Source organism: Terriglobia bacterium (assembly GCA_020072815.1).
Lineage (GTDB): Bacteria > Acidobacteriota > Terriglobia > Terriglobales > Acidobacteriaceae > Angelobacter.
Window position 1 is genome coordinate 26740 of record JAIQGE010000013.1, and the last position, 14269, is coordinate 41008.

14 protein-coding genes are annotated in these 14269 nt (G+C 59.1%); 6 read left to right on the plus strand and 8 right to left on the minus strand.

The features are described 5' to 3' along the window. Window positions 1-293: 293 nt before the first annotated feature. Complete coding sequence (locus LAO20_16955) at window positions 294-722, plus strand: BrxA/BrxB family bacilliredoxin (GenBank protein ID MBZ5533122.1); 429 nt, start codon at window positions 294-296, stop codon at window positions 720-722. Between the two features lie 242 nt (window positions 723-964). Here the strand turns inward: LAO20_16955 and LAO20_16960 are convergent, their stop codons facing one another. After that, window positions 965-2551 (minus strand): insulinase family protein, encoded by a 1587-nt coding sequence (locus tag LAO20_16960; protein ID MBZ5533123.1) that lies wholly within the window; start codon window positions 2549-2551, stop codon window positions 965-967. Beyond that, window positions 2548-4080, minus strand: a complete 1533-nt coding sequence (locus tag LAO20_16965) for an insulinase family protein (GenBank protein ID MBZ5533124.1) — start codon at window positions 4078-4080, stop codon at window positions 2548-2550. Before LAO20_16965 ends, LAO20_16960 begins: the two co-directional genes overlap by 4 nt. Window positions 4081-4310: 230 nt before the next feature. Here LAO20_16965 and LAO20_16970 point away from each other — a divergent pair, with 230 nt between their 5' ends. Together LAO20_16970 and LAO20_16975 are read left to right on the plus strand one after the other, a co-directional pair. Next, complete coding sequence (locus LAO20_16970) at window positions 4311-4826, plus strand: GNAT family N-acetyltransferase (protein ID MBZ5533125.1); 516 nt, start codon at window positions 4311-4313, stop codon at window positions 4824-4826. A gap of 135 nt (window positions 4827-4961) precedes the next feature. Next, window positions 4962-5882 (plus strand): hypothetical protein, encoded by a 921-nt coding sequence (locus LAO20_16975; GenBank protein ID MBZ5533126.1) that lies wholly within the window; start codon window positions 4962-4964, stop codon window positions 5880-5882. Window positions 5883-6218: 336 nt separating this feature from the next. Here the strand turns inward: LAO20_16975 and LAO20_16980 are convergent, their stop codons facing one another. From LAO20_16980 to LAO20_16995, 4 genes are all read right to left on the minus strand, one after another. After that, a complete protein-coding gene (locus tag LAO20_16980) occupies window positions 6219-6491 on the minus strand; it encodes a hypothetical protein (GenBank protein MBZ5533127.1) in 273 nt (90 codons plus the stop codon). 110 nt (window positions 6492-6601) lie between these two features. Further along, window positions 6602-7888 carry an MFS transporter gene (locus tag LAO20_16985; GenBank protein ID MBZ5533128.1) on the minus strand — a complete coding sequence of 429 codons (1287 nt, stop codon included), beginning with the start codon at window positions 7886-7888 and terminating at the stop codon, window positions 6602-6604. Next, window positions 7861-8172, minus strand: coding sequence for a peroxiredoxin family protein (locus LAO20_16990; GenBank protein MBZ5533129.1), 312 nt, complete (start codon window positions 8170-8172; stop codon window positions 7861-7863). Before LAO20_16990 ends, LAO20_16985 begins: the two co-directional genes overlap by 28 nt. Before the next feature lie 9 nt (window positions 8173-8181). Then, entirely contained in the window at window positions 8182-8364 is a 183-nt protein-coding gene (locus tag LAO20_16995; protein ID MBZ5533130.1) for a redoxin domain-containing protein, read from the minus strand. Between the two features lie 248 nt (window positions 8365-8612). On the opposite strand from LAO20_16995, the gene LAO20_17000 reads away from it, so the two are divergent. Further along, window positions 8613-9353, plus strand: coding sequence for an SIMPL domain-containing protein (locus LAO20_17000; protein MBZ5533131.1), 741 nt, complete (start codon window positions 8613-8615; stop codon window positions 9351-9353). A gap of 56 nt (window positions 9354-9409) precedes the next feature. On the opposite strand, the gene LAO20_17005 is transcribed toward LAO20_17000, so the two are convergent. Beyond that, window positions 9410-10249 (minus strand): prohibitin family protein, encoded by an 840-nt coding sequence (locus tag LAO20_17005; GenBank protein ID MBZ5533132.1) that lies wholly within the window; start codon window positions 10247-10249, stop codon window positions 9410-9412. A 486-nt stretch (window positions 10250-10735) separates the two neighbouring features. Beyond that, window positions 10736-10963, minus strand: a complete 228-nt coding sequence (locus LAO20_17010) for a hypothetical protein (GenBank protein MBZ5533133.1) — start codon at window positions 10961-10963, stop codon at window positions 10736-10738. A 396-nt stretch (window positions 10964-11359) separates the two neighbouring features. On the opposite strand from LAO20_17010, the gene LAO20_17015 reads away from it, so the two are divergent. Both LAO20_17015 and LAO20_17020 read left to right on the plus strand, forming a co-directional pair. Continuing rightward, the gene (locus LAO20_17015; GenBank protein ID MBZ5533134.1) at window positions 11360-11680 is read left to right on the plus strand and encodes a metal-sensitive transcriptional regulator; all 321 of its coding nucleotides are present in this window, start codon (window positions 11360-11362) and stop codon (window positions 11678-11680) included. A 13-nt stretch (window positions 11681-11693) separates the two neighbouring features. Continuing rightward, the gene (locus tag LAO20_17020; protein ID MBZ5533135.1) at window positions 11694-14264 is read left to right on the plus strand and encodes a heavy metal translocating P-type ATPase; all 2571 of its coding nucleotides are present in this window, start codon (window positions 11694-11696) and stop codon (window positions 14262-14264) included. The last annotated feature ends 5 nt before the right edge of the window (window positions 14265-14269 follow it).

Here is a 14269-nt window from a genome sequence, read left to right on the forward strand (position 1 = left end):
GAAGTAAGAGTACAAGAGTTTATGGGATTGCCAAAATTGTCAGAATTGCAAAATATCGCCGAAATTGCCGGAAGCAAGATTTGTCGTAAAAGATGATAGACAATCCACGGGTAACCTTCTTGCTTTAGTCCAATTCTTCGCCAGATTGTGCACGGTGTCGGAAGTCGCCACAATTTTGGCAATTCCGGCGATTTTGGCAATCTTGGCAATCTTGGCAATCTACCTCCTGTCCGCATGCCGTTTGTCGCGTGATAAAATACGGCCTTACAAACAAACTTGGAGGGAACCCCAGAATGTATCCGGAAATGATGATTGCGCCCATGCGCCAGGAACTCACCTCAGCCGGCATTGCCGAAACGCGCACCGCCGCGGAAGTGGAAGATGCGGTGAAGCAGAAAGGCACGCTGATGGTGGTGGTGAACTCGGTGTGCGGGTGCGCCGCGGGCAGGATGCGTCCTGGAGTGCGGGCCGCGGTGCGGCAGAGCGTGCGCCCGGAGCGCATGATCACCGTTTTCGCCGGACAGGACAAAGAAGCCACCGACGCCGCGCGCAGCCACTTTACCGGATATCCGCCCACTTCGCCCTCCATCGGCATTCTGCGCGACGGCCAACTGGTGTACATGATGCAGCGCAGTGACATCGAAACCGCCAGCCCGGAAATGATCGCCACCGCCCTGGCGCGGGCGTTTGAAAAGTACTGCGGCGAAACCGTCAGCAAATAGCTATCCAGCAGCTAGCAATTGCCAACTGGCAATTATCCCAGGCATTCAAGAGGAGGCGCGGACGTCGCGCCTCCTAAGTCATGCCCTGACATTTGTCTCGTTTGCTCCAAGCATCCACCATCGTTCGGATACCAGTTCCAGGCAAATTGCTATGTTGACAGTGGAGCAAATGCCAGTCGCTAGATTCCAAATGCCAGATGCTAGATGCTAGATGCTAGTTGCTAGATGCTAGTTGCCATTTGCTATTTGCTATTTGCTTCCTTCGCCTGCGGGATCGCGAGATCAATCACCGTCACTTTGCCAAAGGTCGCCAGGTCGCGATCAAAGTCCTTAACGTGTCCCACCACCAGCACCGCCAGCTTTTCCGGATGGATGTATTTACGCGCGACGCGGTCCACGTCCGCGGCGGTGACTTTTTCAATGGCCGCGCGGTAACGTCTCAGCCAGTCCGTGGGGTAGCCATAGAACTCATAGCGCATGCGCTCCGCCATGACTTTATCTTTGGAATCAAACTCAAAGATAAATGAATTGAGGATGGCGTCCTTGGCCTTCTTCAATTCGGTTTGCGTGACGCGTCCTTTGATCAGCCGGTTGATCTCATGATTGAGGGCGTCAATCGCTTTGGCGGTGGCCCCGCTGCGCGTGCCCACGGAAATGTGGACGGCGCCGGGATGATCAAACGCCGTGCCCACGCCTCCGCCCACAGCGTACGCCAGCCCCTGTTTGCTGCGGATGCTGGAAAACAAGCGTGACGAGAAGCCGCCTCCGAACAACTCATTCATCACTTCAATGGCGTAGTAGTCAGGATTGTGGCGGTCGGTTCCCAGCGCAACCATGCTGATGTCACTCTGGTTGACGTCGCTTTTCTCGATCAGGTAGATGCCGGGCCGCGGTTCGTGAAAGTCAACCTTGGCGATGACGAACGGCTCGCCCCGCGGCAAGCCGCCGAAGGTCTCGAGCAACTTGCGCTCCATCACGGCGGAATCAAAGTCGCCGAAAACTCCCACGATCATGTTGCTGGCGGCCACCGTCCGCGCGTGCCAGGCGAGCAGGTCTTCGCGGGAGACAGCAGCAATGGTCGAGTATTCCGGCGTGCGAGCGTAAGGGCTGTCCGCGCCGTATACCAGCTTATTGGATTCGCGATGGGCAATTTCGTCCACATCATCATTGCGGCGGGAGATCAGGCTGGCGACTTCTTTTTTGGCCAGTTCAATTTTGTCGGCGCGAAACTCCGGGTCCTCCAGCAAGTCCACAATCACGGGGAAAACGGAATCAAAATCCTTGCGGAGCGACGACCAGCTCAGAAAAGTTGAATCAAGGCTGCTGCCGGTTTCCACCAGGGCGGCGCGCGACTCCAGAAAATCGTCGAGCAGGTCGCCGGACTTGCTCCTGGTTCCTCCGGTGCGCCAGACTTCGCCGTAGATTTCCGTCAAGCCGGTCTTGGCGCCGGGTTCATCGCGCGAGCCGCCGCGTACGCGCACCACGCCGTTGATCAGCGGCAGCTCGTGGTCCTCCTGCAGAAAAATCACCAGGCCGTTGGGCAGTTGCAGGCGGCGCGGCTCCTGCGGCTGGAACGGACGCAGCGGCGGAATCGGGACCTGCTTCCAACTGGAAGGAATCCCTTGCCTTGTATGCCCAGCCGCCTGGGTCTGCGGCGACGCCGGCGGTGCTTCAGGCTTGGGGCTTAGTGAAGCACCATTGACGTCTTGCGCAGCCGCCTTAACGCCCGGCGACGCAGGATCTGTGCCCTGCGACAGAGCGAGCATTGGCGCCGCGGCAAAAGCGGCGGCAAGAATAAAGAGTGCAACGTAACGCTGCCAACGACTCATTGCGGCACTCCTTTCTCCTGCGGCTTGCTGTCGTCAGGCGGCGCAGTTTCCATGATGCCCGCCGTGCGATTGTCTTCCCGGAAAGTCTTGATGGCCACGCGGCGTATGTCCGCCTTGTTCACGGCCTCAATGCGCGCGATCTGGTGAAACAGTTCACGCCAGTCGCCATAGAAGGCCTGATACTCGCCCAGTTGCTGGGCCAGACCGGAATTGTCACCCAGGCTGCGGATCAGGTCGGCCATGGCGCGGGTCTTTACCGACTGCAATTCTTCGTCGCTCACGTCTTCCTTCTTCAGGCGTTCAATTTCTTCGTGGATGGGCGCGGCCATCTCGCGCGCGGTGTGGCCCTGGCTGGGCGTGACGAAGAAACAAAACAGTGACGGATACTTGTTGCCGGGAAACGTGCCGCCCTGGGCGGAAATCGCAATTTGTTTATCGCGCACCAGCGTGCGGTACAGCCGCGACGTCCGTCCTTTGGAAAGCAAGTCTGACAGCACGTCAAACACGGCGTCATCAGGATCGCGGAAATTTCCCCGATGGTAGCCTTCCACGTATATCGGCTGGCTTTGGTCATGCATCAGGATCTCGCGCCGGCCCATCTGCGGAGGTTCCTTGGTGCGCAGAGGATCGGACGCGGGCGCGGCCGGGATGCGTCCAAAATATTTTTCCAGGATAGGCATGGCCCGCGCGGCCTTCACGTCGCCCACCACGGACACCACGATGTTGGCGGGGACGTAAAACTTGCGGAAGAACTCGGCCGCGTCCGTGGCGGAAAACCCCTGCAAGTCTGAAGCCCAACCCACCACCGGATGCCCGTACGGATGCGCCACGTACGCGGCCGCCAGAAACTGCTCCATCAAACGGCCCTGGGCTGAACTGTCGGTGCGCATGCGGCGCTCTTCCATCACCACGTCGCGCTCTTTGTAAAACTCGCGCATCACCGGATGCAGGAAGCGCTCTGATTCCAGGTAGGCCCACAGTTCCAGGCGGTTTTCCGGGAAGGAATAGAAGTACGTGGTGTCGTCCAGGTCAGTGTTGGCGTTCATGCCGGCGCCGCCGTGGCTCTCCACGATCTCGCCAAACTCGTTGGGCTTGACGAACTCATTGGCCTTTTCCACCGCATCTTTCCAGGCTTTCTCCACTTGCTCGACCTTCGCCGGATCGCGGCCACCTTCCTTGAGGTTCTCCCGCTGGTAGGCGGCGAAAGCGGACTCCACTTTGGCCAGCGCCAGCTTTTCCGCCGCATAGTTTGTGGTGCCGATCTCGTTGGTGCCTTTGAACGCCATGTGCTCAAACATGTGCGCCAACCCGGTGATGCCCGGCCCTTCTTGCGCGGATCCCGCGTCCACGTGGGTGAAGAACGAGACCACCGGGGCCTCCGGGCGCTCCATGATGAGCACGGTGAGGCCGTTGGGCAGCTTTTTTACAGTGATGGCCTTCTCAAACGACGCAACGTCCTGCGCGCCGGCGGCGACAGCGATAAAGAAAAGCAGCGGAAAGAGCAGGGAACGGGGGATAAGAGTGCGCATAGCAGTCTGGTTTAGGGTAGCGCAGGGGCGAAGTGGTTTACAAACGGGGGCGAACTGCGTGGAGCCGGCTGGCTCTCAATTATCAATTTTGGCAATTCCGGCAATTTTGGCAATCTCTTGTTTCTGATTCAGTCGCTCCGGTGCGTACTTTCCTTTGTGCCCTCTGCGTCCTCTGCGGTTAAGATTTTCCTCGCGCCCCATGCACTCAACTCTTGAAGCCGCACCAAACTATGCCCTTTGACCTCCAACCCACGTTGACCGGCGAACTGCTCACGCTCCGACCGCTTCGTCCGGACGACTTTCAAGATCTCTACGCGGTCGCCTCCGACCCGCTCATATGGGAGCAGCATCCGGCCAGAGATCGCTACAAGGAAGAGGTCTTCAAGGAACTGTTTCGCGAGTCGCTGGCATCCGGCGGAGCGTTGGTCGCCACAGAGATAAAAGATGGCCACATCATCGGCTCGTCGCGCTTTCACGGATACGATCCGGCGAAGAGCGAGATCGAAATCGGCTGGTCGTTTCTGGCCCGGTCCTATTGGGGCGGTGTTTACAACCGGGAAATGAAGCGTTTGATGTTGCGGCACGCGTTTCAGTTCGTCAACAGCGTGGTCTTTCTTGTTGGTCCGCAGAATCTCCGTTCACAGCGGGCCATGGAGAAGATCGGCGGAGTTCGCGCGGGATCACGGACTGACGCCAATGCCCGCGACAGTCTTGTCTATGAAATCACGCGGGAGAATTGGTCGTAGATCGTGTAGAACCTGGATCGTGTAGAACCTGGATCGTGCAAACCCTGGCCGTGACGTATACTCCAATCACCGCTTGGCGCGGACGGAACGACGCGACGGCGCATGAATCGCGCCACGGCCGTTGAGGGGTACTGAATGTTTTATCCGATTCGTCGTGCCGCGTCCGCGCTGGTGTTTCTGCTGGCTCTGGCCGCTTCCGCCCAGGTGCAAAAGCTCGACAACCTTTCTTTCGCCGTCCCCGCAGGCTGGACATACGAACTCGCCGGCGGCGGCAATGCCGATATGGTCTGGACCAACGCCAACAAAGCGTACTGCATCATCGTCCTCAGCAAGCCGGTCCCGTCCAGCGGCAACGTGGACCAGGACTTTGCCGTGGCCTGGCGCTCCGGAGTGGAACACAATCCTCAGGCTACGCTGCCCACGCCTCTCTATGACATCCGCGGCTACATGGGATATCCCGGCAAATGGTCCGGCTCAGAGATTGACCATCGCACCAAGTACGCTTTTCTCTACGTGCTGGAAACCGGCAAGAGTTTTGTGCCGGTGGTGGTGCTTGCTCCCAATCGTAGTGTTCTTGACGCGCTGCAGGAGACGTTGCGCGCGGTGATCGGCAGCATTCGTGTGGCCCCGCTGATGGCCGCGCCCATCAAGGCGACGGTGAGCGTCGCTGACCTGGTTGGCGATTGGAAGTACGGCGACGCCAGCGTGGTGTCCTACGTGAACAGCACCACCGGTAGCTACGCGGGAACGTCCACCACTTTTTCCGGCGAGTTCTACACCATCACAGCCGACGGCCGCTACACCTACAACTTTCAGGGCATGACCGGCGGCCACATCGTCCGGGAGAAATCCGCGGGCATGCTGGAGTTCAGCGGAGAGTTTATTGTCTTTCACGAGAAACCCAGCAACAAGCTCAAACGCTACCGCTTTATCTCCTACGAGCAGGGACTCGGCGGCGGAACGCTGCTGACGCTGCTGCCGGAATCCTATGAGGTGAGTTCATCGAATATCGCCATGTACGCGGCGAGGTTTGCGCGGGAGCCGGCGAAGAAGTGATGGTCAAAGAAGCCCCCTATCCGCCCCCGTGGTTCATATCGCCAATGAAAAGAGTCTTCTAGCGCGCTAGCGGGCTTTCCCAGACGCGAATCAGCAGGGCTGGCTGCCCCAGGCATTGTCTTTTCTCCGATGAACGTGAAGGATCGGGTTTCCGTGCTTTTCACAGTCCCTGAGCACAAGGGTGGGAGACGATGAACACCGCACCCTATTCTGCCGGCTATTTTACTAGCCCACCCTTTTTCGACAACCGCTCACTCGCACAAAAAGCAGCGCAAGATCGAGTCGAAAAACGATGGGGTACCCGGCGTTCAATTTTCACGGCAATGCGCCGGTTTTTCAGCGAGCAAACCAATGCGGGACCTGCATATTCTTTCCCTCGCGCAGATTGTGGAGCATGTAGCCGCAGAATTCGTTTGCAGCTTGAAACGCGGTCCTGTCGTGCGGGATACGGTCGCTGGCGCGGATTGCCTCGTCTGCCAAGATCAAAACACCGGACGCTGAATAATCCGTGCGATATTTCTCTGCGAGTGGCGGTTGTGTTGCCAAATTGATTCCGTTGGCCAAAATGGTGGTCTGTACGATCCAAAGAAACTGCTCTTGCTTTGTCATGATCCGAGCATGCCACATTTTCGCGAAACCTGTAAATCCGACCCGAGGGCGGGTGGCCCACGCTTTCGCCCGGTGTTGGCGAAGCGTGGGACAAAGGAATCCTCAAGAACTCAACTTGCTCTCTCCCGCGCCACCAGCCCGCTCATCGCCCAGATACCCAGCAATGGTCCGACGGTCATGCTGGCCAGGGCCAGTGGCCATCCGAAGTGTCCGGCGATTGCCGCCATGGAGCGAATGGCAAACGCGGTGAGCATGAAGCCCAGCGCGGTTTGCAGAGTGAGCGCCGTGCCCACGTAACTCTTGTCAGAAACTTCACTGATGATGGTGGAAAATTGTGCGGAGTCGGCGATGACGGCTATGCCCCAGACCAGCGAGAGGCCAACAAGAACCAGCGGATGGCGAAAGACCAGAGCAGCCACCACGCAACATGCCGCGCTCGCCGCCATGGCGATGATGGTGACCCAGGCGCGCTGGCTGACGCGCTGAGATTCAGACTGGTCTTGCAGCCGGTCACTGGCCGCGCCGGCCCATATGCAGCCAACGGCGCCAATGGCGATCGCCAGCGCCGCGCCCACTTCATATTGCGCGCGCGTCCAGCCCGCGGACGCGATGCCGGAGGCCGCAGCGATGGAGGATGCAGAGAAGATCACGGCAATCCATCCCCAGAAGCTATACAGCTCCCACATGTGGCCGAGGTAGCCAAGATTCGCCAGGCGCAGACGCCGGTTGCGGACGATCTCAAAAACCTGCGACACGTCGAGTCGCGATTGCGGCATGGCAAACGGGCCTTCATGTACCCAGAACGACACAATCACGACCGCCACCACGGCTTGGACGCTGCCCAGCAGCATCACGCTGCGCCAGGGAATGCCGCCGAAGGAGTTCACCGCATGCGGCACCGCCGAGCCGACGGTCAATGCGCCGATCATGATGCCCAGTGCCAGTCCGCGTCCGCGCTGGAACCAGCCGGCGATGATCTTCATACCGACTGGATAAACGCCGGCCAGAAAGAAACCGGTCGCGCCGCGAAGAAGAATCGCCGTCAGGGGATCTTGTGCCGCGAAAGCAAACGCCGCGTTCGCCGCCGCGGCCAGCAATCCGGAAAGAACAAAAACCTTGATCGGGCTGAAGACGTCAGAAATGTTGAACAGAGCAAAAGTAATTGCGCCCAGAGAAAAACCAATCTGCACGGCGATGGTGAGCCACGACCCCAGCGCAATGCCCGAGTGCCACATCGCTGTGACTTGCGGCAGCACGGCCGTCCCGGTGAACCACAGCGTCATGGCCAGCAGTTCGGCGGCAGATAACAAAAGAAGAACCCGCCACGAAGATGGTTCGCGGCGGGTCGCAATGTCGGAGGTAGTGTTGCTCAGTTCTTCAGTTTGCGGCGCTCGCATGCGTCCACGATCTTAGTCGGGTCAATGGCTTCGCTGTCAAGCTGCACTTCAGCGATCTTGCCTTCTTTGTCGATCAGGTAGTTGATGCGGCGGCCTATCTTGATCTTGGGATTGTAGAGGCCGTACTCTTTGGTGGTGTCGCCACCCCAGTCACTCAACAGCGGGAAGGTGACGTTGATTTTTTCGGCCCACGCTTTGTTGCTGAACGGGCTGTCCATGCTGATACCCAGAACCTGGGTGTCTGCAGCCTCCAGTTTCGCTAACTGCGCCTGGAAGGCCTGCATTTGCTTGGTTCAACCACCGGTGAAAGCAAAAATATAAAACGCCAGTGCGACGTTCTTTTTGCCGCGAAAACTGCTTAGCTTGACTTGGTTCCCGTTCTGGTCCCGCAGGGTGAAGTCCGGGGCCACGTCGCCGACCTTGAACTTCGGTTCGGGCGGGGCTTCTTTCTTGTCGCCCTGGGCGGCCAGCCGCATCGCGGGCTGGATCGCCAGAGTTAAGATCCATAACAGCATGACAGCGGTTCTTCTGCGCATTGCTTGCGTTCCTCCGCAGTTTTGAGTGACTGCTGCCAGCTATTCTACGCGCTACAGGCGCTTCCGAAAAGGGCTCCCAAGCGCAGGTATGGGATACAGCGGAGCAAGCCAGGCCGGGATGCATGAGTTTCCACTTTGCCCGGTGTTACTATGCAAAAAGGAAGTTTCGTGAAAGCGAAGGGCAGATTATGAAGCAGATCGTAAGAACAATTTTCCTCGCGTTGTTGCCGGCGCTGACCGTTCCGGCGTTGTTGCTGCATCCCGCGGCGGCCCAGACCCCAACTGCGGTGCAACTCAACACCGTCTACGCCGGAGCGGACGGCAAGTTTGAAGCCGCACCGGACACCGCGGTGCTCAGCCTGAACGTTTCTTCGCAGCAGAACACGGCGCGCGAAGCCAACGACAAGATTGCCGCGGCCGCCGAGCGCGTTCGTACCGTTCTGCGCAACAACGGCCTTGACCCCAAGGCAGCCCAGGTCGGTTATTACGCTGTCCAGCCGGTGTATGACTGGAAGAACCCCAAGCACAAAGTGATCGCTTTCGTTGTCAATACGTCCATCACGCTCAAGCTGCGCGACTTCACCAAGATCGGCCCCATCACTGACCAGCTCGCGGACATCGAAGAGGCGCAAAACCAGTCGCTCAGTTACGTCCTTGACGATATGGAGCAGGCCAAAGCCAAGGCCGCCGAAGACGCGATCAAGAAAGCCCGCCACCAAGCCAGCGCCGTGGCCGTGGCCGGCGGCCGCACCCTGGGCGATCTGCTCTACGCCTCCGTGGACTTAAGCCAGCAGTCCATCATTCCTGTACCGGTGCAGCGCATGTCGGCGATGGCCACCGCAGGCGCCACGCCCGCGCCGACGGCCGAATTTTCGCCGCAAAGCGTCATCGTCAACGCCCACGTAAACGCGCTGTTCGCGCTCAAGTAACCGCGCGCAGATCTGTCTTCGCCGAAAGCGTACGCATTGCTGCTTTCGCGAATCGCTTATTGCGACAACACCAGCGGTAGCCCGTTCTTGGTGTTGCCGATGATAATGATCTTGCTGTTGGGGCTCTTGGCCAGCGTCTCGGTGGCCTCAATGCCTTTCCACTGCAACAACTGCGGGCTGATGCCCTGGGCCACAATCTGCTGGAAGTCGTGTATGCCCTGGGCTTCAATGCGCTTGCGGTCGGCTTCCTGCCGCTCTTTCTGCAGCCGGAAATTCATGGCCAGCGACTCCTGCTCGGCCTGCTGTTTGGTTTCAATCGAGGCCTTGAGAGCGTGGGGAAGCTGAATGTCGCGCAGCAGCACGTTTTCAACCACGATTCCTCGCGGCTCCAACTCGGCCTTCAACCCCGTTTTGATTTCGTCTTCCACCTGTTTGCGCTGGCTTGAATACATGGTGTTGGCGGAATGCCCGGCTGTAGTGTCGCGAATAATGGACCGCAGGTTGGGCTCAATGATGGTGTGGGCGTACTCCGGACCCAGCGTGCTGTAAACATCGGCCGCGCGATTGTGGTCCAGATGATAGATGAGTGAGGTGTCAATCTCCAGGTTCAGGCCTTCCATGGAAGGCGTGGACGTGTGTTCTTCCTGTGCTTGCGTGCGTATGGAGAAGACATGATTGACCTTGAAAGGGGAAACAAAATGGGTTCCTGCATCCAACGTATCGGGCAGCACCTTGCCGAACCACGTAAGCACGCCAACGTATCCGGGAGGAACGTAAGCCAGCGAAGCCCACATCAAAATGACTATTACGCCGGCGACAAATGCGATCAGGATGAGCCGGGAAACTGTACCTGGGTTTGCGTCAACGACGCGGATCGGACCGCCAAAATGCGACATGGTGAACTCTCCTTGGTTGTTTCTTTATGAGTGCATATGAAATTGCGGCGTCAAGAGTGCAGTCTGGCACACGTGGCGGTTATTTGGCGATTCGCGCGCCTCGGCACTGACAGTCGTTTTCTTTGTCAAAGTTATTGCTAGCCAGCAGTTTTCGCACAAGAACTGGTGCAAGACCTTGGCCTTTACCCGCCCCCATCCCCAGGGACGAACCGTGCCTGCCAGAGTTCCAGAGTTTACATGGAAAATTTTTCAGTGTCAGGGAATAACTACCAAGCCCAACTCCGAATCGCCCTTTATAAGTCTTTTATTATCAACGGCTGGAGATTGGCATCGGGGATGCACTAACACATGCCAGACGAAGTGGCGCGCATCGGGGCGCTTTCGAGGATCTAACGGCCAGAGATCCTTCGAAAGTGCCTCGTTGCCTTTTGGGGTGAATATACCGCGTGAATCGGCCGGACAAAGTCATCCTTGCCGCATCCTTTCCTATACCAGTTGCACTTTTCCCTGCAGGTCCATCCCCGCGCGGCGCAGGATGCCGGCGATCTCGCCATCGTTCAAGCGGCTGGCGTCATACTCCACCCGGATGGTGTGTTCTTTTTCGTCAAATTTGATCTTACGAACGCCATAAACTTCCCAGGCGTTGTTCAGCGCCTGCATCTGTTTTTCGCCCGGCGGCATGCCGTATTTGAAAACCACGTCCAGCAGGGTCATGTTGGGTCCTTTGGAAAACATTCTAATGATAGAACAAACGCGGCCCAATAGGGACGGAGCGGGCATCGCTTGCGACAGAAATCTTGAACATAGATCGCTGACTTTATTAGCTCTCCGGGATTCACGACGCCCTTTTGGATTTGTCATCCTGAGGAGTCCGAATCCCGGTTGCGGGATGAGGGCGAGTCGAAGTTGAGCCGATATGCGGGCGTCTGAGCCCGCAGGCGAAATCCCGAGCGAAGTCGAGGGAGCCCTGAAGGACCCCGAAGGTCTGTACCTCGCCATGCAGCTTCAGTGAGTTCTCACCAAGCACCCCTGCCTACACCCAAGGGCAGTGCTCAGCAATTTGAAAAAACATTGACATCCACACACCCCATAGGGGTATAGTGTATATGTATGCAGAAGCCAGCCAAAAAGAAGCCAGTTCGCCACGCCGTCCACGTGGACAGCGCCGCCAAGCAGGACGTGCTCCTGCGCTTGCGGCGGGTAGAAGGCCAGGTGCGCGGCGTACAGAAGATGGTCGAAGACGAGCGCTATTGTCCCGACGTGCTCACCCAGATGTCGGCCATCCATGAATCCCTGCGCGCGGTGGAGCGCATTCTGATGAAGAACCACCTGGAGCACTGCGCCACCGAAGCCCTGCGCTCCGGCGACGACAAGAAAGCCCAGCGCACCTACCACGAATTGACGGAACTGTTTTATAAGCACGCTCGTTGAGCGCGAGGGGACCATGGAAACCGGAAAGACGCTCGTCCGCGACGTTGTCTGCAATATGCAGGTAGACCCGGCAACAGCACGCGGCAAAGCCGAATACAAAGGCCAAACGTATTACTTCTGCTGTGCCGGCTGCGAAGCCAAATTCAAGGCCCAGCCGGAAAAATATCTGTCGCCACAATCGCCGCAATCGTCGGTATCGGGTTTGGTCCAGCTTGGCAAACCATCGTCCGCGACGCCAGCTTCGGGTCTGGTCCAACTCGGCGGGATTGCGCCCGCCCAATCACAACACCAGCACCATCATCACGCAACCTTGACCCAGACCGCGCCGGCCGCCACGTCTGCTCCTCAATCCGCCAACGCAACCTACATCTGCCCCATGGACCCCGAAGTCCGTGAGCCGAAACCCGGCGCGTGTCCCAAGTGCGGCATGGCGCTTGAGCTGGAGACGCCGCTGGTGCAGAGCAAGGTGCAATACACCTGCCCCATGCATCCGGAGATTGTCCGCGACGCGCCGGGCAACTGCCCGATTTGCGGTATGGCTTTGGAACCGCGCGTGGTAGCGGGCGCGCATCAAGAAGATGATTCTGAGTTGCGCAGTATGTCGCTTCGCTTCGAGGTCAGTGCGGCGCTGAGCGCGCCCTTGCTGGTCCTGTCCATGGCCGGCATGTTCGACCCCAATCTGAAGCACGCGCTTCCCGCCGGCTGGCTTGACTGGCTCCAGTTCGCGCTCGCCACCCCGGTTGTTCTGTGGGGAGGATGGCCTTTTTTTCAACGCGGTTGGGCATCTCTAGTCAACCGCCACTTGAACATGTTTACGCTCATCGCCATTGGCACCGGCACAGCGTACCTGTACAGCGTTGCCGCCGTGGCTTTCCCTGGAATTTTTCCCGACACGTTTCGCATGCACGGCCGGGTTGAAGGCTACTTTGAGACTAGCGCCATTATCGTCACGCTGGTGCTGATGGGCCAGGTGCTGGAGCTGCGCGCGCGCCGTCATACCAGTTCAGCGATTCGCGCTTTGCTCGATTTGAGCCCCAAGACCGCGCGGCGCGTCCGTCTGAATGACGCCGCCGCCGACGAAGAAATTCCTCTCGAGCAAATCCATGCCGGCGACCACCTGCGCGTCCGTCCCGGAGAACGCGTTCCTGCCGACGGCACGATTGAACATGGCAGCAGCAGCGTGGACGAATCCATGATCACCGGCGAATCCATTCCGGTGGAGAAAACCGCCGGCGCCAAAGTAATCGGCGGGACCGTTAACCAGACCGGAGCCTTCGTCATGAAAGCCGAGCGGCTGGGATCGGAGACGCTGCTGGCGCAGATCGTCCGCATGGTGGCCGAGGCGCAGCGCAGCCGCGCGCCCATCCAATCGCTGGCGGACAAAGTCTCTGGCTATTTTGTGCCGGCCGTAGTGATCGTCGCTGCGTTGGCTTTTGTGGTCTGGGCAGTTTGGGGACCCGACCCACGCCTGGCTCACGCTCTGGTCAATGCCGTGGCGGTGCTGATCATCGCCTGCCCCTGCGCTCTGGGTCTGGCCACGCCCATGGCCATCATGGTCGGCACCGGACGCGGAGCCGCCGCCGGCGTCCTGGTCAAGAACGCCGCAGCCCTGGAGACCATGGAAAAAGTGGACACGCTGGTGGTGGACAAGACCGGCACGCTCACCGAAGGCCGGCCGCGCGTGACCCATGTGATCAGCGCCGGTGGCTTCGATGAAAACGAATTGCTGCGGCTCGCGGCGTCGCTGGAGCGCTCCAGTGAACATCCTCTGGCCGCCGCCATGGTCAAAGGCGCTGAAGAACGAAGCCTGCAGCTGACCGTCGCAACCGGATTCGAGTACGTGACCGGGAAGGGCGTGATCGGCCAGGTTGACGGTCATGCCGTGGTCGCCGGGAACTCGGCGTTGCTGGATTCGCGCAACATCAAAGCTGGCGACCTCGCCGACCCAGCGGAAGCTCTGCGCCGCCAGGGCCAGACGGTGATGCTGGTCGCGGTGGATGGCAAGGCCGCCGGCATAATCGCCGTTGCCGATCCAGTCAAAGTCAGCACGCGCGAAGCGCTGAGCGCATTGCGTGAAAGCGGACTCAAACTCGTGATGCTCACCGGCGACAACCGCGCGACGGCCGCGGCCATCGCCAGCGAACTTGGCATTGAAGAATTTGAAGCCGAGGTCCTACCCGACAAAAAGGCTGACGTCATCAAGCGGATGCAAGCGCAAGGCCGCATCGTGGCCATGGCGGGAGACGGCGTGAACGACGCCCCGGCGCTGGCCCAAGCCAACGTAGGCATCGCCATGGGGACGGGGACGGACATCGCTATCGAGAGCGCCGACATCGCCCTGGTGAAAGGCGACCTGCGGGCCATCGTCCGCGCACGCAACCTCAGCCGGGCCACCATGCGCAACATCCGCCAGAACCTGTTCTTTGCCTTTATCTACAACCTGCTGGGCGTGCCCGTAGCCGCCGGGATTCTGTATCCTTTTTTCGGACTGCTCTTGCAACCCGTCTTCGCCGCCGCCGCGATGAGCTTCAGCTCAGTCTCGGTGATCGGCAATGCGCTGCGCTTGCGGCGTGTGAAGCTGTAAGTGCA